Origin of the sequence: Gracilibacillus thailandensis (assembly GCF_010994055.1) — a bacterium.
Taxonomy (GTDB): domain Bacteria; phylum Bacillota; class Bacilli; order Bacillales; family Amphibacillaceae; genus Gracilibacillus; species Gracilibacillus lacisalsi.
Genome location: NZ_WJID01000069.1, coordinates 1 through 18,002, shown reverse-complemented (window position 1 = coordinate 18,002; position 18,002 = coordinate 1). Strand labels below are relative to the sequence as shown.

At 36.8% G+C, this 18,002-nt stretch carries 24 protein-coding genes; 17 read left to right on the top strand and 7 right to left on the bottom strand.

Features of this window, described 5'->3' with window-relative positions:
• The 3 genes from GH715_RS17770 to GH715_RS17760 all read right to left on the bottom strand — a co-directional run.
• On the bottom strand, nucleotides 1-191 hold a 191-nt coding region (locus tag GH715_RS17770), incomplete at its 3' end, for a CotY/CotZ family spore coat protein (protein ID WP_276208129.1).
• Between the two features lie 236 nt (nucleotides 192-427).
• A complete protein-coding gene (locus GH715_RS17765) occupies nucleotides 428-1,054 on the bottom strand; it encodes a hypothetical protein (protein ID WP_153836535.1) in 627 nt (208 codons plus the stop codon).
• A gap of 71 nt (nucleotides 1,055-1,125) precedes the next feature.
• Nucleotides 1,126-1,320: a hypothetical protein gene (locus tag GH715_RS17760; RefSeq protein WP_153836536.1), complete on the bottom strand. Its 195-nt coding sequence runs from the start codon at nucleotides 1,318-1,320 to the stop codon at nucleotides 1,126-1,128.
• Nucleotides 1,321-1,557: 237 nt separating this feature from the next.
• Between GH715_RS17760 and GH715_RS17755 the strand changes: the two genes are divergently transcribed.
• The 7 genes from GH715_RS17755 (at nucleotide 1,558) to GH715_RS17725 (ending at nucleotide 8,045) form a co-directional block, all read left to right on the top strand.
• Nucleotides 1,558-2,388: a sulfite exporter TauE/SafE family protein gene (locus tag GH715_RS17755; protein ID WP_153836537.1), complete on the top strand. Its 831-nt coding sequence runs from the start codon at nucleotides 1,558-1,560 to the stop codon at nucleotides 2,386-2,388.
• A 15-nt stretch (nucleotides 2,389-2,403) separates the two neighbouring features.
• The gene (locus GH715_RS17750; protein ID WP_153836538.1) at nucleotides 2,404-3,795 is read left to right on the top strand and encodes a bifunctional metallophosphatase/5'-nucleotidase; all 1,392 of its coding nucleotides are present in this window, start codon (nucleotides 2,404-2,406) and stop codon (nucleotides 3,793-3,795) included.
• Nucleotides 3,796-3,846: 51 nt separating this feature from the next.
• Nucleotides 3,847-4,155, top strand: a complete 309-nt coding sequence (locus GH715_RS17745; protein ID WP_153836539.1) for a YunC family protein — start codon at nucleotides 3,847-3,849, stop codon at nucleotides 4,153-4,155.
• Nucleotides 4,156-4,267: 112 nt separating this feature from the next.
• Nucleotides 4,268-5,362 carry an HD-GYP domain-containing protein gene (locus GH715_RS17740; RefSeq protein WP_153836540.1) on the top strand — a complete coding sequence of 365 codons (1,095 nt, stop codon included), beginning with the start codon at nucleotides 4,268-4,270 and terminating at the stop codon, nucleotides 5,360-5,362.
• A gap of 64 nt (nucleotides 5,363-5,426) precedes the next feature.
• On the top strand, nucleotides 5,427-6,218 hold the full coding sequence (yunB, locus tag GH715_RS17735; protein WP_153836541.1) for a sporulation protein YunB: 792 nt from the start codon (nucleotides 5,427-5,429) through the stop codon (nucleotides 6,216-6,218).
• A 217-nt stretch (nucleotides 6,219-6,435) separates the two neighbouring features.
• The gene (locus GH715_RS17730) at nucleotides 6,436-7,917 is read left to right on the top strand and encodes a sodium-dependent transporter (RefSeq protein WP_153836542.1); all 1,482 of its coding nucleotides are present in this window, start codon (nucleotides 6,436-6,438) and stop codon (nucleotides 7,915-7,917) included.
• Nucleotides 7,918-7,943: 26 nt separating this feature from the next.
• On the top strand, nucleotides 7,944-8,045 hold the full coding sequence (locus GH715_RS17725) for a methionine/alanine import family NSS transporter small subunit (protein WP_153836543.1): 102 nt from the start codon (nucleotides 7,944-7,946) through the stop codon (nucleotides 8,043-8,045).
• A 32-nt stretch (nucleotides 8,046-8,077) separates the two neighbouring features.
• On the opposite strand, the gene GH715_RS17720 is transcribed toward GH715_RS17725, so the two are convergent.
• A complete protein-coding gene (locus tag GH715_RS17720) occupies nucleotides 8,078-9,040 on the bottom strand; it encodes a M23 family metallopeptidase (RefSeq protein WP_153836544.1) in 963 nt (320 codons plus the stop codon).
• Nucleotides 9,041-9,157: 117 nt separating this feature from the next.
• Here GH715_RS17720 and GH715_RS17715 point away from each other — a divergent pair, with 117 nt between their 5' ends.
• On the top strand, nucleotides 9,158-9,433 hold the full coding sequence (locus tag GH715_RS17715; RefSeq protein WP_153836545.1) for a YutD family protein: 276 nt from the start codon (nucleotides 9,158-9,160) through the stop codon (nucleotides 9,431-9,433).
• A gap of 148 nt (nucleotides 9,434-9,581) precedes the next feature.
• Here GH715_RS17715 and GH715_RS21650 read toward each other — a convergent pair whose 3' ends face one another.
• A complete protein-coding gene (locus GH715_RS21650; RefSeq protein ID WP_228760342.1) occupies nucleotides 9,582-9,857 on the bottom strand; it encodes an amidohydrolase family protein in 276 nt (91 codons plus the stop codon).
• Nucleotides 9,847-10,128 carry an SAV0927 family protein gene (locus GH715_RS17705; RefSeq protein ID WP_153836546.1) on the bottom strand — a complete coding sequence of 94 codons (282 nt, stop codon included), beginning with the start codon at nucleotides 10,126-10,128 and terminating at the stop codon, nucleotides 9,847-9,849. The genes GH715_RS21650 and GH715_RS17705 overlap by 11 nt, the downstream gene beginning before the upstream one ends.
• Nucleotides 10,129-10,611: 483 nt before the next feature.
• Here GH715_RS17705 and GH715_RS17700 point away from each other — a divergent pair, with 483 nt between their 5' ends.
• The 7 genes from GH715_RS17700 (at nucleotide 10,612) to mobB (ending at nucleotide 15,907) form a co-directional block, all read left to right on the top strand.
• Entirely contained in the window at nucleotides 10,612-11,052 is a 441-nt protein-coding gene (locus tag GH715_RS17700; protein ID WP_163578744.1) for a DUF86 domain-containing protein, read from the top strand.
• A 368-nt stretch (nucleotides 11,053-11,420) separates the two neighbouring features.
• Entirely contained in the window at nucleotides 11,421-12,440 is a 1,020-nt protein-coding gene (moaA, locus tag GH715_RS17695) for a GTP 3',8-cyclase MoaA (RefSeq protein WP_390308481.1), read from the top strand.
• A gap of 17 nt (nucleotides 12,441-12,457) precedes the next feature.
• On the top strand, nucleotides 12,458-13,471 hold the full coding sequence (locus tag GH715_RS17690; protein ID WP_153836548.1) for a ThiF family adenylyltransferase: 1,014 nt from the start codon (nucleotides 12,458-12,460) through the stop codon (nucleotides 13,469-13,471).
• An 11-nt stretch (nucleotides 13,472-13,482) separates the two neighbouring features.
• The gene (locus tag GH715_RS17685; protein ID WP_153836549.1) at nucleotides 13,483-14,724 is read left to right on the top strand and encodes a molybdopterin molybdotransferase MoeA; all 1,242 of its coding nucleotides are present in this window, start codon (nucleotides 13,483-13,485) and stop codon (nucleotides 14,722-14,724) included.
• Nucleotides 14,725-14,726: 2 nt separating this feature from the next.
• The gene (locus GH715_RS17680) at nucleotides 14,727-15,203 is read left to right on the top strand and encodes a molybdenum cofactor biosynthesis protein MoaE (protein ID WP_153836550.1); all 477 of its coding nucleotides are present in this window, start codon (nucleotides 14,727-14,729) and stop codon (nucleotides 15,201-15,203) included.
• The gene (gene moaD / locus GH715_RS17675; RefSeq protein ID WP_153836551.1) at nucleotides 15,196-15,429 is read left to right on the top strand and encodes a molybdopterin converting factor subunit 1; all 234 of its coding nucleotides are present in this window, start codon (nucleotides 15,196-15,198) and stop codon (nucleotides 15,427-15,429) included. The genes GH715_RS17680 and moaD overlap by 8 nt, the downstream gene beginning before the upstream one ends.
• A gap of 1 nt (nucleotide 15,430) precedes the next feature.
• Nucleotides 15,431-15,907, top strand: a complete 477-nt coding sequence (gene mobB, locus GH715_RS17670) for a molybdopterin-guanine dinucleotide biosynthesis protein B (RefSeq protein ID WP_163578743.1) — start codon at nucleotides 15,431-15,433, stop codon at nucleotides 15,905-15,907.
• 19 nt (nucleotides 15,908-15,926) lie between these two features.
• Here mobB and GH715_RS17665 read toward each other — a convergent pair whose 3' ends face one another.
• On the bottom strand, nucleotides 15,927-16,655 hold the full coding sequence (locus GH715_RS17665; RefSeq protein ID WP_153836553.1) for a Crp/Fnr family transcriptional regulator: 729 nt from the start codon (nucleotides 16,653-16,655) through the stop codon (nucleotides 15,927-15,929).
• A 160-nt stretch (nucleotides 16,656-16,815) separates the two neighbouring features.
• Between GH715_RS17665 and mobA the strand changes: the two genes are divergently transcribed.
• Both mobA and GH715_RS17655 read left to right on the top strand, forming a co-directional pair.
• On the top strand, nucleotides 16,816-17,397 hold the full coding sequence (mobA, locus tag GH715_RS17660) for a molybdenum cofactor guanylyltransferase (protein WP_153836554.1): 582 nt from the start codon (nucleotides 16,816-16,818) through the stop codon (nucleotides 17,395-17,397).
• 72 nt (nucleotides 17,398-17,469) lie between these two features.
• A complete protein-coding gene (locus GH715_RS17655; RefSeq protein WP_276208128.1) occupies nucleotides 17,470-17,883 on the top strand; it encodes a YbaN family protein in 414 nt (137 codons plus the stop codon).
• The last annotated feature ends 119 nt before the right edge of the window (nucleotides 17,884-18,002 follow it).

Below are 18,002 nucleotides of genomic sequence, written 5' to 3'. Positions count from 1 at the left end.
ACTGTATCTAAGCCGTTTCCATTTACTGGTGATACCAAATTTTGAATAGATCGTGCACAGCTTACATCACATCCAATTTCTACAACGTTATCTTGTGCATCAGCAATTGCACGGACGACATCACAGACACAGCCATTTCCATTACTGATTACACCGCCAACATCATTGTTGCGCTCTGCTTTTTTTCCCATAATACTGCACTCCTCTTTGGATAGATTTCATTAACAATAATAATCTATGAAGGAGTTGAATATTGGTATAGACTTCAACCTGTTTTTCTGTAATTTAGGTTCAACTCGTAAATTTAACCTAGCTTATACTACAGTGTGGGAAAAAACGAGTTTTACAATGAATTTAGCATCGTCATGTCCATAACCGATAAAAAAGGCAGTATTACAATGAATACTGCCAAGTAAAATCCAATTTTTTATTTTATTTCTGTTGTTGCTTCTGTTTGCGATTTATTGTCAGATGATATTTCTTTGCTGATGCTCTGTAACGATTCCAATATATATTTTGTCATGAATAAATATATAACTACTAATACTGTATCAAGTACATATGACGAAAAGATAACATGGTTATTGATGATCTGGTTTCTAGAAACTAATTGATTTAAAACATTTGTTGCCCAGTGCAATATGTAATAGAAAGGAATTAATGTCGTCATTATTTGAGCAAATTTGAGTGTGCTGCTATATTCTTTGAAATAGTTCCTCATGGTGGAGAATACATTCCATAGTCCATATATATTGTAAAAGGGAATTAAAATTCTAGCGAGAGCACCACCTGGTGTTATCGGGTATTGGGAATGAAACATTTTTAAATCTTGATGAACCTTATGAATCCAAACTAAATAAAAAACGACAGTTATTAGCCATAAAACCAAATAAATCATAGAAATGACTAGATCTATTTCGGATATAAATGATTGATACAAATCATAATAATAAATATCAAAAAAGGTTGTAAATACTAAAGTAGTGCTAAGTACAACTCCTATAGTTAACAACCCTTTTAACATATTTCCTGTTGCTTTACTTGATAGTTCCATCATTATGTCCTCCTTGTTCTAAGTAGATAATCTTCAAAAAGTTTATGCTGTTATTTGTTTATAAGGACTTCTTATATCCTCTCTTTCTTGTTTCTTATAGTTAAATATAGAATGGTAAACAAGTGCATTAACCAGACAATAATGGCAAATCCCGTTAACCATTGCCTAATAGACGAGAAGTCGCCCCAATTTTGCAAGTCTTGTGCAAAAAGAATTAGCAGCAGACTTGCAGAGATAAGAAGATGAATGGTTATACTATATTTCATAAGAGCTTCCCCCTTTTCTAACTATTTCTTTTTCCACTACTAGAATCCGTATTACAGTGTATCATAAGTTTAGAAGGTAATAAATTCCTTTTTTTTTGAATTATAGAAATCACTAGAAAAGCGAACCACTATATATAATATACAAAATACTCGATTGGATAAATTTCTTTATTACCTTTATAATTAAAAAGAGTACGTTTAGAAAACAACAAAGACAATGAGATAGTAGGGATACATTTGGTTATTTTTATTTGTTTATTAATTGGGTTATTATCAGCGATGTTAGGAAGTATTGTAGGGTTTGGCGGAGGAGTCATTCTGGTACCTATTTTACTTATCCTTCATTCTACAACCCCTTTATTTGATTGGGCGAATGCAAGTACAATTGTCGGTATATCCTTGATTATTATGATATTTACTGCTATGTCATCCACTTATGCTTATGCGAAGAGTGAACGAATAGACTATAAAAGCGGCTTATATTTTATTGCAGGTAGTTTGCCTGGTGGTGTGTTAGGGGCATGGTTGAATCAATTTGTGGATACCGATATGTTTTCGTTATTTTTAGGTATATTTATGTTATTAATCTTTACCATGTTCTTATTTAAGAAAGCACCAAACCAGATGAAAGACGACATAAATTTAGCCACTTCACAAAAGGTTGTTCGTGAGGTGAAAATAGGGGATGCCGTATACCGCTATTCTTTTTCTCCGTTTATTGCCGTTGCAATTGCTTTTACAGTAGGGATGTTATCTGGTTTTTTCGGAATCGGTGGAGGATCTTTAATGGTTCCTGCCATGATTATTTTGTTCCGTTTCCCACCGCATATCGCTACAGCTACTTCCATGTTTATGATCTTAGCGCTTAGTATTGTAAGTTCTGGTACACACATTGCGTTAGGTCATATAGAATGGATCTATGTATGGGCTTTTGTACCAGGTGCCTGGTTTGGGGGGATTTTAGGTGCGAAAATTAATCAGCAACTTTCTAGTAAAGCTGTGGAGTATTTATTAAGAGCGGTTGTATTATTGATTGGATTACGACTGATTTGGCAAGGTTTGTTTTAGGGAGGGTTAGTCTTCATGATCGAACATATCCATTTTTATTATTGTAATGATTTACATAGTCACTTTGACCAATGGCCAAACATTGTTGATTATTTTAACAAAAAGAAAAAACACCATGCTCAAGCTGATGAGCAAAGTTGGAGAATTGATATTGGCGACCATGTGGATCGTTTCCATCCAATTGCAGAAGCTTACAATGGCAAAGCAAATGTCGAATTATTGAATGCAGCTGGCTTTGATATTGCAACGATTGGAAATAATGAAGGGATTACGCTAGAGCATGAACATTTGTATCATTTGTATGATCGGGCAAATTTTCAAGTTACTTGTGGTAATTTGATTGCTGTAAATAAAGAGAAACCAGCGTGGTTACAAAATAGTATTACGATAAAATCGAAGGAGAATTTAACGATCAAATTATTCGGGTTGACTGCCCCATTTAATGCCTTTTACCATCCTCTGGGGTGGCATGTTGAATCACCTTACGATTATTTAGCACGCGAAATAAAGGAATTGAGAGAAGAGGCAGACATACTGATCTTACTTTCGCACCTTGGGTTCACGGAAGACCAATTAATTGCCGAACAATATCCAGAGATTGATCTTATTATTGGCGGTCATACCCATCACATCTTAAAAAATGGCGAAGAGGTTAATAATGTATTATTAACTGCTGCAGGTAAACATGGCAAATATATTGGAGAAGTACATATAGATTGGGACCACCGTTTAAATAAAATAGTGGATAAACAGGCCTACACAGTGGAAACGGAATATCTTAGTCAGGATCAAGATACTGTTCATAGACTTGCAAAACTGAATGATGCTGCTCAGGAACTATTAAATAAGCCAGTGACGTATATAGAAAACAGTCTAACTGTAGATTGGTTTGAACAGACACCTATAATTGAATTGTTAACGGCTAAACTAAAAGACTGGACGAATGCCGATATAAGTATGTTAAATGCAGGCTTACTGTTAGAAAATATCGCAGAAGGCTATGTAACCTATGGTGATGTACATCGGATCTGTCCTCATCCTATTAATCCTTGTACAGTCAAGCTAAGAGGAATTGAAGTATTGGAGGTTGTGCGTGGTGCATATGATGAGGCATTGATGCATTTTGAACTAAAGGGTTTTGGCTTCCGAGGCAAAGTGTTAGGTAAATTTGTTTTTAGTGGTATTGATATTGATACAGAGATAGATGAAGCTGGAATAGAACATGTTCAGCATGTTCATCTTAATGGGCATGAAATTGAGAATGATAAGGTTTATACGTTTGCGACTGCAGATATGTTTACATTTGGAAGGATGTTCCCAGAAATTGCAAGGTCTACGACAAAGAAGTTTTATTTGCCGGAATTTATGAGAGATTTATTAGCAGATGCTTTAAGGTCATCATTATAGGAACAATTATACACTCCCTTCATATTTTATATGGAGAGGAGTGTGTTTTTTATGATGGAAGTGAAACCAATATTTATCAAGGATCATCCGTTTACAGCTATTTCGGTTAAGCTGCCATATACGAATTTGTTGGTGATTGCGAATGAAGTAGGATATGTCATGTGTGGAGCACTAGATGTAGATTTATTAAATGACCGTTTAACTGACCGTCCCATTGTTGCAGGGAGAGCTACCGGTGTGAAGACGATAGAAGAATTGCAGCACGCTAAGTTGGATAAAGTGACCAACCATTCCAAAAATCATGGTTGGAAAGAAGGGATGCCGATAGAAGAAGCATTACTAAAAATATCCAACAAGTAAGTGACTATTTGCTTAGTTAGTGGAAATTATTTATAAAGTAGTAATGAAAATAGTAGAATATATCGACATTATCTGATAAAATTTTACCAAAATGGCAAATGGGAGTTTGAAAATGAGATTAGTTCCAACCAAACTTATTCGACCAGGCATTGAATTAGCAAAACCGATATATGATGCGCATGGTCGGATTTTACTACAAAAAAATATGCAATTAACTGAATCGATGATAGATCGACTGAAAAATTCAGGAGTCACCTATGTTTTTACTCGTGATGAGGATACGGAAGATATTATGGTTCATCCTCCTATTCCTGATCAGCAAAGAGTCGAAGCAATTCAAAAAATAAAAGAGACATTCCGGTCGTTAAAATTTGAAGATTTGACGAAAAATAATTATTTGTTAGATAAAGCTGCTTTTAAATTAGATCAACTAGTCAAAGAAATTGCAAAAGAATTAAGTGAAAATGAGGAAGTTATTCATTATTTATCCGACTTATTAATTATTGATGATTATGTCTATACTCATTCCCTAAATGTGAGTATGTATACACTTGCATTAGCACAGGAATTGAACTTAAAAAATAAAGATATGGAACAATTAGGATTAGGTGCCGTTTTACATGATATTGGTAAGATCGTTATACCAGAGGAAGTCTTAAATAAGCCTGGAAAGCTCACGAATATGGAATTTAAAATTGTTCAAGCACATACAGAATATGGTTTTGATTTGTTACGAAAAGCTCATAATATTCCACTATTGGTTGCCCACTGTGCCTATCAGCATCATGAACGATTAGATGGAACGGGTTATCCGCGCGGCATTAAAGAAGATGATATTCATCCATTTGCCAGAATTATAGGGGTAGCGGATGTTTTTGATGCGGTGACAAGTAATCGAACTTATAGGGATGCGATGTTACCACATGAAGGATTAGAAATATTATATGGCGGTGCTGGGACGCAATTCGACATACACCTAGTAGAAGCATTTAAGAAGACGATTGCTCTTTATCCAAATGGCTTAACCGTTTATTTAAGTGATGGCAGAGAAGGGGTCGTTGCTCGCCAAAATTCACAAATGTTTGATCGTCCAGTAGTTCGAGTGCTGAAAGAAAATGGCTCCAAAGTAAAACCGTATGACTTAGATTTAACAAAGGTATTGGATGTCCTGATTGTAAATACCGATCAATTTATTACAAGCAGATAAAAATTTCTCTAATTATATCTAAATAAATCCCCGCAATCATATGAATAGATTGGGGGGATTTATTATGCGAAGAAAAAAGTGGAGTAGACGAAAAATAGGTTCACCTCCAGCTAATCAAATCGTTTTTATTTCATTTTTCATTTTTGTTCTCGTGATGATTGCAAGTATTCTAATCGTTAACGAGGGAATTAAACCAGTACTGCTGAATTACGCAAAAGTTCGTGTTGATGCGATTGCGAATCAAGCAATGGGAATAGCGGTTAGCAAAAAGATTTCTGAGGATTTAGAAGCTGGGGATTTAATAGAAGTACAATTAGATGACGAAGGAAGAGTAGAAAATTATATTTTTAATGCAGTCGTAGAAAATCGTGTACAAAGAAATGTTCAATATCGTGTGGAAAATTTTCTTAAGCTATTGGAGAAAGGAGAGCGACCTGAAACAGGCGTGCCTCTTGAAGTGGAATTGGATTTGGAGCCATCAGAACAAGAATTACTTGATGATGTAAGGGAAAAAGGCCTATTAGTAGAAGTACCGTTAGGTCAAGCATTAGGAATTCCTGTTATAGCTAACCTCGGGCCAAAAGTACCGGTAAATATGGAAGTAATCGGTAGTGTAGGGACAGAAATAACGAGTGAAATTGTTGAAACTGGTATAAATGGCGCATATATACACGTCAATGTTCATATAGAAGTAGAAATGATGGTCGTGATCCCCTTTGCTTCAGAGCCAACGAAGGTGATTCAAGATATTCCGGTAACAAAGGTATTTCATCCCGGTGATGTTCCAAATTATTATCATGAAGGTGGAGAAGGGTCATCTGATCTTTCTATTCCAATAGATCCAGATATAGAATAATAGAATTTTCCTAGTTTTTCCTTTGACAGAATATTCAGAAGTTCGATATAATTTCAAAGATTAAAACTATTAGTAAAATAGATTTAGTAAAGCTTATCAGGGTGTTAGCTCACCTCATTCTCCACTTAGCTGCTTTGATTGACTCAAAACCTAAAGTGGAGGTTTTATGGACGACTAGCACCTTGATAAATTATAAAAAAAGGAAGGGGTTAGGTTAATGGAAAACAGATCACAGTGGGGAACTCGTCTCGGCTTCCTTCTTGCAGCAATTGGTTCTGCTGTAGGGTTAGGAAATATTTGGCGCTTTCCTGCCACAGCATTTGAAAATGGTGGAGGTGCCTTTTTTGTACCGTATTTGTTTGCCTTATTAACGGCAGGTATTCCGTTACTTATTATGGAATACACGATTGGACACAAATACCGAAGTTCATCTCCAAGAAGTTTTTCGAAAATTAGTAAAGGGATGGAATGGATCGGTTGGTGGCAGGTCCTTATTTCATTTGTTATTTCTACTTACTATCCAATCATTATTGCTTGGTCGGTTATGTATGCATATTTCTCTTTAGGAACACAGTGGGGGGATGATCCAACTGGATTCTTTGTTGGAGACTTTTTGAACCTTGCTGATGCTGGAACATTTGGTTCGATCGTTCCTGCAGTCATGATTCCTTTACTAATTATCTGGGTAATTGTGTTATTCTTCCTAGGTCGTGGTGTGAAGAAAGGTATTGAGTTAGCAAATAGAATCTTTATTCCGACATTATTTATCGTATTTCTAATTATCGTTATTCGTGCGGTTACATTGCCAGGAGCAATGGAAGGTTTAGATGCCTTCTTTAAACCTGACTGGGGAAGTATTGCAGATGGATCGGTTTGGGTTGCAGCATATGGTCAAATCTTCTTTAGTTTATCGATCGCATTTGCCATTATGATTACGTACTCATCTTATTTACCAAAAAAATCTGATATTACGAACAATGCATTTATCACAGGTTTTGCGAATTCATCATTTGAATTATTAGCTGGTATTGGGGTATTTGCTGTGTTAGGGTTTATGGCAGTTCAATCGAATACAGCAGTATCTGAAGTAGTTGCAGGTGGCGTCGGATTAGCCTTTATGGTATTCCCTGAAATTATTAGTCAAATGCCTGCATCTGGATTTTTTGGATTCTTATTCTTTGCATCCTTGTTCTTAGCAGGTTTATCATCGATGATTTCAATTTCGGAAACATATGTTGCAGGTTTACAAGAGAAATTCTCCATTTCACGAGGAAAAGCGGTATTGTTCGGTGGAGGACTTGCTTTACTGATTTCGCTTTTTTATGCAACCCAAGGTGGACTTAACCTATTGGATACGGTAGACTACTTTATTAATAACTATGGTGTTGCTTTAGCGGGTCTATTTGAAGTTGTAGCGATCGCATGGTTTGCACGCTCACTCAAAGATTTACAAAATCACGCAGATTCTGTATCCGACATTAAACTTGGTATATGGTGGAGACTTTGTCTAGGGGTAATCACTCCACTTGTATTAGGATATATGATGCTACAGAACCTAAGAACTGAAGTATCTCGTCCATACGAGGATTATCCAATTGATTTCTTATTCAGTTTTGGTTGGGTAGTAGCGATTGGGGCAATGTTCGTTGGTGCACTATTAACGATTAAAAAATGGCCAAGTAAAGATAACGAAGCATAAATTGAACGTTAAAGGAGGTTGCCTTTATGTCTGGTAGTGCAATTACAATGGCAGTAATTGGTATGGTAATTATTTGGGGTGGCTTAATCGCCAGTGTAATAAAAGCAATAACTGCATCCAAACATTAATATAGAAAAAATCCGTAAAGTGATCATTTTCTTTACGGATTTTTTCTTTCCCATCGCTTTAAATGTGGATAGGGATCAAATGACCATTCTGTTTTTCCGTTATCTTTGTACATACCATAATGCAAATGTGGTGGAAATTTTCCAGAGGTTCCTGGAGGTCCATAACCAGATGAGCCGACAGAACCAATTGTTTGGCCTGCTTCTACGATATCTCCTATTTCTAACCCATCAGCAAATCCATTTAAATGTGCGTAGTAATGGTATCTATTGTATATATCACGAATACCAACACGCCAGCCACCAAATTTATTCCAGCCTTTAAGCTCGACAACACCAAAAGTAGTAGCTCTTACTGGTGTTCCATAACTAGCAAATATATCGGTACCTTCATGGATTCTTCTGCCACCGAATCCTCTAGCATCCCCCCATGTATTATGGTAAGTATAGTTGTAACCTTTAGGTATTGGAAAAGCAGTTTCGTCCAGACTGATTTTTTGATATGTTTTAAACAAGCGAGCATAATTCATAATAGACAGAACCGTTAATTCACGATGATAATAATTCCAAAGTGCCGTCCGAATATCTTGGTCTGCATGTCCATATTGTTGAATGTAATGGGCCACAGTATATAAAATATCATGGTCATTGGTGTGATCAGCTATTCCATCTCCATCCCCATCTTTTCCGATACCACCAAAGATTTCGAGTAGACTTTCTTCGGTAGGCTCACGAGTTGGTGAAAATCCGTACCATTTTTGTTCAGGTACTTTTATCTTGATTAAAGCATTGTCCTCTTCATCTGATTGATCGTCATGAATATTGGATTCATAACGGTTGATTGCTGCTAAATAATACCAAGGTATTAAGGTGACTGCTTCTATTTGCTTATATAAACTGATTTTTTCTTGATCGATATCCACATTTTCTTCTGCATGTGCTATAGTAGAAAGAAGAAAAAAACTTGTGAATGATAATAATAAGTAACGCTGAATCAAAGGAAATAGCCTCCTTAGTTAATTTTTCAAGTGGATACCGTTAGTTTAGGTTATAAACTTTGATTTCATGCTAGTAACTTTTGTTAAATTCTTATTGCAAAAAAGGTGTGAAATATATTGGTTGAAGTACAAGGTTATCGTTACGAGATAATCAAGGATTATCGTAATGGATTTGAGGAAAAAGCGTTTAAAGAAAGATATACAGACATTTTAAGTAAATATGATTTTATTGTAGGGGATTGGGGTTATGAACAACTTCGTCTCAAAGGATTTTATGATGATCAAAATCCCAAAGCATCTTTTGATACTAAAATAAGCACCTGTGAGGACTATTTATACGAATATTGCAATTTCGGTTGCCGATTTTTTATAGTTAAACAAATTGAAAACTAATGCTGCCACATCAAACGTCTCATGGTCAGCAGTGGAGAGAACAATACCATCACGTGAAGTAACATAGATATCCCCGGAAGGGCCGTTCTGTTCCAAGGAAAAAGTCTTCTCTTCCAGGGAAAAGATCTTTTCTTCCGAGGATAAACGGCTATATCCAGGGAAGAGAAGCGTATATCCCCGGAACAGCAAAGCATATCCAGGGAAGGGATGGAGGTATCCCCGGAAGAGAATCCCTGTCTTTAGTAAAAGTACGTACTGTTGTCGATTCAACTTTGGTTAGATCGTCCAACAAAATGATATCAACTATTTTCCCTGGGGATATGCTGCCATACTGCTTATCGATTTGAAAATACCGAGCAACATTGACCGTAGCCATCTGAATGGCCTCGACCGGATCAACACATAATAATGAGTTAGTTTTCATTCAACAATGGTTGGATAAATAATCGGAAATCCTCTGCTTCCAGTTCATTGAATTGAAAGGCGTGTTCCACAAATTTGCTTTCTTTAATCTTCTCTCGATTAATACGTGAGTATTTATTCGTATTAAGATCGATGACAAGACAATCATCACCGAATGCAGGAGAAGATATAACTGCCAGATCAAACCTTTCCATATCGCCTTTAAAACTAACCAACCTTGTCGTACTTTGTTCTGTTTCATTTTTGATAAAATCTAACTTTCCATCGTTCATCCAATCACTCCCTATTCCAGATTATAGCCATTTCTTCCATTACTGTAAAATATTCAAAAAACAGCTGCCAATGAAATTATTTAGCAAACCATTTCCATAAACTGCGAAGTACCCTAGACATAGATTTGCTTTCCACCATTCTTTTGTTAATGAGTGTGTAACCGTCGCTGCGGAAAAATACTCCCTTTCCGGGGGCACGGAAAGCGGAGTATTCTGCCGGAGCGGTATCCCGACACTTCTTATATAAAGAATGGAAGAAAGCTTCACTCCGGAAATTTTCATTACATCGCAGTTTGTCTATTAATACTTTTGAGTTTGAGTATTTTTACTGTAGTGTATGAACTTTATGGAAAGTTGAATCATTTTTTTTGAAATTCGTTTGCATTAATGCAACCAAATTAATCGGAAATTACTACTAACGACATCTTGTATAATATGGTATTATAAAGGTAGACGTTGTTTTGAAGTGTAGGGGGATTAGTAGTGTATTTTGTAGATATGAGAAAAATGAACGAAACATTGGATTATTTTGATCAAACCTTAACGTTAGTGAAAGATAATAAATTTGAATCAGCTATTGAACATCTGGCATTAGAACGAATAACACATCTATTAATAGAATGTATCTTAGACGTCGGAAATATGATGATTGACGGATTTATTATGCGTGATCCAGGAAGTTATCTGGACATCATTCATATTTTGATCGATGAAAATGTTATTCCAGAAAAAGAAACTAGCGGGTATGAAGCAATTATTGGATTACGAAAAATGCTTGTTCAGAACTATAAACAAATCGAACATGAACAATTGCAAACTGTATTACATGAAAATATCGACATACTTAAGAAATTTAGTACGCACATCCGTACCTACTTGGCAACGGAAATGGGTGTAGCAAATACATTTACAAATGATCAGTAATGGTAGAAGAGGAGGGGTAACGGTGGCTCTGTGAAGGAAAAGCTTGTCGAGTTATTAAAAAATGAGTGAGCAACGACCGTACTCCAATTACTAAGCCGTTTTTCTATTTCAGGTATAGCGCTTAGAAGACATCTGAAAACGTCGGAATGCCAAGGTACAATAGAAGCAAAAACGGTTAACGAGAGTTATTACCAAATGCAAAAGTCAAAATGAATAGTTGTTTCGCTATGGGAGAGCAGTGTTGTAGTTTTCTAATAGAGGAGAAATAAGCTTTTTCTTTTAAACATAGTTGTGATGTTTCTCACAAGGATTTCTAATCGATTATGTTTTACTAAAGACAGATAAATACTTTAGAAACGGGGCGATTCATCATGCAACAGTCAGTCATAACAGATAAATTTGGTCGAGCGCTACAAGATTTGCGGATCTCTGTGACAGATCGTTGCAATTTTCGTTGTCGCTATTGTATGCCTCGAGAGATTTTCGGAAAAGATTTCACCTTTTTACCAAAAGAACACTTATTAAGCTTTGAAGAAATCGAGCGGTTAACAAAAGTCTTTTTAAACTTAGGTGTTCGTAAGATTCGCTTAACTGGTGGAGAACCACTATTAAGACGTGATATTACTACGTTAATTGAGCGATTATCTCATTTGCAAGGCTTGCAAGATATCGGTCTGACAACGAATGCTGTATTGCTAGGGAAGATGGCAGAAGACCTTAAAAAAGCCGGGTTAAAACGTGTTAATGTTAGTCTAGATGCAATTGATGATGACACATTTATGCAGATCAATGACAGTAAAGTACGTACACAGCCTGTGATCGACAGTATAATTAAGGCCAAAGAAACAGGATTAGGTGTAAAAGTGAACATGGTAGTAAAAAAAGGGATGAATGACCATCAAGTGATACCGATGGCTAAGTTTTTTAAAGAGCTTGGTGTAACGTTACGGTTTATTGAATTTATGGATGTTGGACAGACAAACGGCTGGGATTTTCAGTATGTTGTCACCAAAAAAGAAATGTATGATCAACTTTCAGAACAGTTTGAATTAGAACCAGTTGATCCTGCTTATTTTGGTGAGGTAGCAAAACGTTACCGTTATAAAGGAACAAGTACAGAAGTAGGATTTATCACATCTGTATCGGAATCATTCTGTTCTTCTTGTACAAGAGCAAGAATAGCAGCAGATGGACACTTTTTTACTTGTTTATTTGCAGGTGAGGGCTTGAACCTGAAAGATATTTTACGAGGTGGAGCAACAGATGAAGAAGTAAGGGATACGATAGTTTCTCGTTGGAAATACCGTGATGATCGTTATTCAGATGAACGTACAGAAGAATCTGCTAGAAACCGTAAGAAAATTGAAATGTCTTATATTGGTGGTTAAAGAGAGGATTGTATGGGATGTCAGATATGAACAGATATCATCGGCAAATGCTTTTTCAAGGAATTGGTCAGGAGGGACAAGCACACTTGCAGTCGAATCATGTTCTCATCGTTGGCTGCGGTGCACTTGGTTCCTCATCAGCGGAGATGCTAACGCGGGCAGGAGTAGGCAACATCACTATCATTGATCGCGATTACGTTGAATGGACCAACCTTCAGCGACAACATTTATTTACCGAAGATGATGTGCATCAACAAACTCCAAAAGCAATCGCTGCAGCTTCAAAATTAAAAAAAATCAATAGTGAGATCGATATTCGTCCTGTTGTGATCGATGCTACGGCGGAGAATCTCGCTTTTTATGTAGAAGAGGCAGATATTGTGATCGATGCAACGGATAATTTCGATACACGTTTTCTAATCAATGATCTTGCACATAAATATAGAAAACCATGGATTTTTGGCGCATGTGTGGGCAGTTCAGGTATGACATTTACGATCATTCCTGGACAAACACCTTGTCTGGATTGTTTATTAAAAGTCACTCCTATGTTTGGTGCAACCTGTGATGCAGTCGGAGTGATAGGACCAGCAGTACAAATGGTTGTCACACATCAGACAACGGAGGCGTTAAAGCTTTTAATCGATGCAAAGCACAAAATAAATAGTAAATTGATTATTTTTGATTTGTGGAATAATCATTATCAAACGATTGACGTCAGTCGTGCGAAACGCACCAATTGCACCAGTTGTGGTCAGGCACCGACTTATCCTCATTTATCTTATCATGGTAGAACAAAGACTGAAGTTTTATGTGGCAGAGATACGGTGCAAATTCGTGGTAAACAATATCCACTCGAGATGCTCGAGTCAAAGCTCGCTAGTTATGGAGAAGTCCAAGCAAATCCCTTTTTAGTTTCTGTTGATATCGATGAAAAAAGGTTAGTATTTTTCCAAGATGGCCGTACCTTTGTCCATGGTACCAATTCGATAGAGGACGCTAAAAAGCTATATTATCAGATTGTAGGTTAGGAGCATGACTTATGTTAAATGAACGCAATCCAATCCCGGTTTCAGAAGCTGTTAAAAGAGTGACGGGCTTTTATAAAAAAGGTGAAACAGAATATATCCCATTAACAAACGCACATCAACGTATATTAGCGGACGATTTAAAAGCGGATCATGATGTGCCGCCGTTTGACCGCTCTCCATATGATGGCTATGCACTTCGTTCAGCGGATACAACTGAAGTAACGGAGCATAACCCGAAAATCTTGGAGGTTGTCGGTCATATCGGTGCTGGTAGTGTCCATCATGAACATGTAGCAAACAATCAAGTCGTTCGAATTATGACAGGTGCACCTATTCCAGACGGAGCGGATGCTGTCATTATGTTAGAAGATACTACAACCTTTGAACAAGATGGAAGAACGTATGTAACGGTTAGGAAATCCCTTCAGCATCAGCAGAATATTTCATTTCAAGGCGAAGATGTTGGAGAAGGATCAGTATTAGTGAACAAAGGCACCGTGATAAATCCTGGAATAGTAGCGTTATTGGCAACTTTTGGTTATGCACAAGTGCCAGTAACAAAAAAACCGGTAATCGGTGTGATTGCTACTGGAAGTGAGCTATTAGAAGTAGATCAGCCGTTAGAACAAGGGAAAATTCGTAATAGTAATGCATATATGATCATGGCACAATTAGAAAGAGCTGGAGCAATACCAAAGTATTATGGTCAATTACCAGATGATTTATCGGAAAGTTTGGAAAAAATTTCAGAAGTGATGAAAGAAGTTGATTTTGTCGTTACAACTGGTGGAGTATCTGTAGGTGATTATGATTTACTTCCAGAGATTTATCATCAAATAGGTGCTGAAGTATTATTCAATAAAGTGGCGATGCGACCTGGCAGTGTCACAACCGTTGCTGCTATCGATGATAGATTATTATATGGATTATCAGGAAATCCTTCAGCATGTTATGTGGGATTTGAACTATTTGTAAGACCAATTATCGATCACTATTTAGCGAAGGAAACAATCGGAATGCAGCAGGAACAAGCTATATTAGCTGCTGATTTCTCAAAAGCTAATCCATTTGATCGATTCGTTAGAGGGCGTTACCAAGTTAAAAATGGGCAGCTAGTTGCAGAACCTACAGGTAAAGATAAATCCAATATGGTGCACAGCTTGGCAAAGGCTAACTGTTTCATCCAATTACCTGGTGGTACAGAAGGGTATAAAAAAGGTGATCAAGTAACGATTCATTTGTTAGGAGAATGAGCATGAGAAATAAGATGTTTGAAATTGTAGAAGAACCTATTTCTGTTGAATCACTAATCGAAAAAGTAGAAGATCGTAATGCTGGAGCGATCACTACCTTTATTGGTACAGTTCGTGAAATCACTGGTGAAAAAAAGACAGTATATCTTGAATATCAAGCATATAAACCGATGGCGGAGAAGATGCTTGCTCAGATCGGCAAAGAAATTAACCAAAAATGGTCAGACACAAAAGTGGCAATTACACACCGGATTGGTTCCCTTGATATCTCAGAAATTGCCGTAGTGATTGCTGTTTCTTCCCCTCACCGTAAACCAGCATACCAAGCGAACGAATATGCGATTGAGCGAATTAAACAAATAGTTCCGATTTGGAAGAAGGAACAATGGGAAGAGGGCGAAGCATGGATTGGAGACCAACTGGAAAACGTTCGATACAGGACAGGTAAACCAGATGTAAAGGATGAGGACCATGATTGAAGTATTTTTATTTGCTCAGTTACAAGAAGAAGTCGGTAAAGATAAAGTTCTTTTAGATATAAAAGAAATAACCGTCAAGGAAATCAAACATCAATTGCAATCTCAATTCGACTTGAGTCAGATCGAAGCATCGATGGTTGCCGTTAATGAAGCCTATGCATTAGAGGATGACATCATTCGATCTGGTGACACTGTGGCAATTATCCCTCCAGTTAGCGGTGGTTAAGATGTATGTCGTTCAAGTGGTCGGTTATAAAAATAGTGGAAAGACAACCTTTATTTCACAGTGGATTGAATATTTGAAGAAAAAAGATTATCATGTCGCTACCATCAAGCATCATGGTCATGGTGGAGAGCCAGAACAAGTACAAGAGACAGACAGTTACCAGCATTTTAACCGTGGTGCCAAGTTGACTACGGTAATCGGGGAGAATCAGCTTTTAATGACTGCTGATAAAAAGAAACTTTCACTCGAAAAACTGCTGCTATTCTATCAAGCGATTGGTATCGACGTCGTAATGATCGAAGGATACAAGCATCTACCTTTACCAAAAGTAGTCCTGTTACAGCAAGAAAGGGATCCGATATTAGAAACAGTAGAAAATGTGAAATATGTGTACAAAGAAAATCCGGAGTATATTTTTAATCAGGTAGAAGCTAACTGGCATGATTTTGAATTCGATAAAATAAAAACCTTCCTTTAAAACATAGGAAGGTAAACATTTAGTCTATGTTACAAATTTCGATTGGGCAGTTTTCACAACCAATTTCATCACGTAAAAAATGCAGATCTTTAACGACAATATGGCCGGTTTTTTTCACGTCGACGATATCGAGTTTTCTTAGTTCACTGAGCATTCGGTTAACACTTTCCCTCGTCGTAGCACAGAAGTTCGCAAGTTGCTGATTGGTTAAGGCCATTTCAATTAGAATACCTTCACTTGTTTCGATACCATAACTGTTGGTTAAACGAATTAAAGTACTGTATAATGCTCCTTTCTTACCGTTAAGGAGCAGGTCACGAATCTTGGATTGGAAAATGCGCATATGATTGCTTACCCAACGCATAAATTCAAACGTTAATTTACCATTATCAACGAGAGCTTCTTCTAATTGTTCTCGGTTAATGACTAGTACTTCACCGGGGATAATCACGCGTGCACTTAATAAATATTTGGCATCATCACTAAATAGTGTTAATTCACCAATCATATCATTCGCTTTACACAAGCGTAATGTTAATTCTTTACCATCTGCAGTTAACTTTTCAACCTGAATTAAGCCTGATTTTAGAATGAAAATTTCGTGTGCGTCCATACCTTCTTGAAACAAAAACGTATCTTTTCTCATTTTTTTCGTGTGACTGATTGCTTCCAGTAAATGACGTAACTCTTGAGAAATTTGATCATGGTGTCGGCGATGACTGGTCGTTAATGGTTGTGCAGCTTGCATGGTAATACCCTCCATTTTCTAGGTAATAGTAAGATCCGTTTGTTAAACTATTTACTATTATTGTAGCATGGTTACGAGCAAGTAATCGTAGAAAAGAAAAACAATTTCGTGAAAGAATTTTGACCTTTTTGTGAAAAGGTGAACGAGAGGTGTAAAACAAGTGGAAAAAATCATGGGTATCGTGTTAAATGGAGGTAAGTCATCAAGATTTAAAAAGGACAAAGCATTTGCTTCCTATCAGGGAATTAGTTTCTATGAAAATGCCTTAAGCGTGATGTTAGCTTGTGTGGATAACACGTATTTCGTAGTAGGTGATAATCAACCTTTGCAAGAAGAAACGGAAAACATTCATGTCATCAAAGATCTAGAGCCATTTAAAGGACAAGGGCCACTAGCGGGGATTTATTCTGCCATGAATAATAACGCTGCTAATTGGTATCTCGTCTTACCAGTCGACACACCATTATTAAAACCATTTATTTTAAAGAGATTAATCAGTTATATAGATGATCGTGTTGATGCTATTGTCCCAAGAATCAATAATAGAATCCAGCCGTTAATCGCCCTATATAAACTGGATACTATTGATGTGATGGAACAACAATTAATTGTTGGTAAGCGTTCAATGCATCAATTGTTAGGCAAATTAACGGTAACATACGTCGATTTTTCTACTGATGATGAGATATATTTTATCAATATCAACACACAGGAAGAATATCAACGCTATGTAAGAGATTAAGCGAGACTATGTTAATGATTTGCGAAACTTATCAGAGTGTTAGCGTCTGCTATCCCTGTAGTAGTTTTATAAATGGGAGTGAGTAAAATGTGGAATTTCAAAAGGACAATATGGATAGTAGGGGGGAGTCTCAGTCTGATTATGGGGTTAATAGGTATTATTGCCCCATTACTTCCTACAACGCCATTAGTCCTATTAGCAGGTTTTTGTTATAGTAAATCATCGCCTCGCTTGTACAACTGGCTTATGACAAATCCATACTTCGGGCATTATATAGCAGATTATAAGAGCGGGAAAGGTGTGCCGCTTCGAATCAAGATTTTTGCTGTTACCGTTGTTTGGACAAGTGTAATATTTACGCTTACTATGATACCTTTACTTCTTGTAAAGGTCTTTATGGTTGGGATTGCTATCTTTGTAACATTATTTATATTTACTTCGCCTCTTTTAAAAGTGAAACATAAAAGTTCAGAAATAATGGGGTGAAAAACATAAGAAAAAAACCGGGAAAGCCCACCCGATCCTGTGTAAATTAGTTGTTTTGACCTAAATAATAGGTGTAACACCCGCTGCGGCTTGCCCACTTCGCTCGTATGATATAGGTA

What these genes read in the sequence shown, in the direction of transcription:
- yunB (WP_153836541.1), top strand. Translation starts at nt 5,427, where the DNA reads ATGCGAAGAAAAAAGTGGAGTAGACGAAAAATAGGTTCACCTCCAGCT.
- GH715_RS17680 (WP_153836550.1), top strand. Translation starts at nt 14,727, where the DNA reads ATGAGAAATAAGATGTTTGAAATTGTAGAAGAACCTATTTCTGTTGAA.
- GH715_RS17740 (WP_153836540.1), top strand. Translation starts at nt 4,268, where the DNA reads ATGAGATTAGTTCCAACCAAACTTATTCGACCAGGCATTGAATTAGCA.
- GH715_RS17730 (WP_153836542.1), top strand. Translation starts at nt 6,436, where the DNA reads ATGGAAAACAGATCACAGTGGGGAACTCGTCTCGGCTTCCTTCTTGCA.
- GH715_RS17705 (WP_153836546.1), bottom strand. Translation starts at nt 10,128, where the DNA reads ATGAACGATGGAAAGTTAGATTTTATCAAAAATGAAACAGAACAAAGT.
- GH715_RS17760 (WP_153836536.1), bottom strand. Translation starts at nt 1,320, where the DNA reads ATGAAATATAGTATAACCATTCATCTTCTTATCTCTGCAAGTCTGCTG.
- GH715_RS17725 (WP_153836543.1), top strand. Translation starts at nt 7,944, where the DNA reads ATGTCTGGTAGTGCAATTACAATGGCAGTAATTGGTATGGTAATTATT.
- GH715_RS17750 (WP_153836538.1), top strand. Translation starts at nt 2,404, where the DNA reads ATGATCGAACATATCCATTTTTATTATTGTAATGATTTACATAGTCAC.
- GH715_RS17765 (WP_153836535.1), bottom strand. Translation starts at nt 1,054, where the DNA reads ATGGAACTATCAAGTAAAGCAACAGGAAATATGTTAAAAGGGTTGTTA.
- GH715_RS17665 (WP_153836553.1), bottom strand. Translation starts at nt 16,655, where the DNA reads ATGCAAGCTGCACAACCATTAACGACCAGTCATCGCCGACACCATGAT.
- GH715_RS21650 (WP_228760342.1), bottom strand. Translation starts at nt 9,857, where the DNA reads ATGAAAACTAACTCATTATTATGTGTTGATCCGGTCGAGGCCATTCAG.
- GH715_RS17685 (WP_153836549.1), top strand. Translation starts at nt 13,483, where the DNA reads ATGTTAAATGAACGCAATCCAATCCCGGTTTCAGAAGCTGTTAAAAGA.
- moaD (WP_153836551.1), top strand. Translation starts at nt 15,196, where the DNA reads ATGATTGAAGTATTTTTATTTGCTCAGTTACAAGAAGAAGTCGGTAAA.
- GH715_RS17655 (WP_276208128.1), top strand. Translation starts at nt 17,470, where the DNA reads ATGGGAGTGAGTAAAATGTGGAATTTCAAAAGGACAATATGGATAGTA.
- GH715_RS17745 (WP_153836539.1), top strand. Translation starts at nt 3,847, where the DNA reads ATGATGGAAGTGAAACCAATATTTATCAAGGATCATCCGTTTACAGCT.
- GH715_RS17690 (WP_153836548.1), top strand. Translation starts at nt 12,458, where the DNA reads ATGTCAGATATGAACAGATATCATCGGCAAATGCTTTTTCAAGGAATT.
- mobB (WP_163578743.1), top strand. Translation starts at nt 15,431, where the DNA reads ATGTATGTCGTTCAAGTGGTCGGTTATAAAAATAGTGGAAAGACAACC.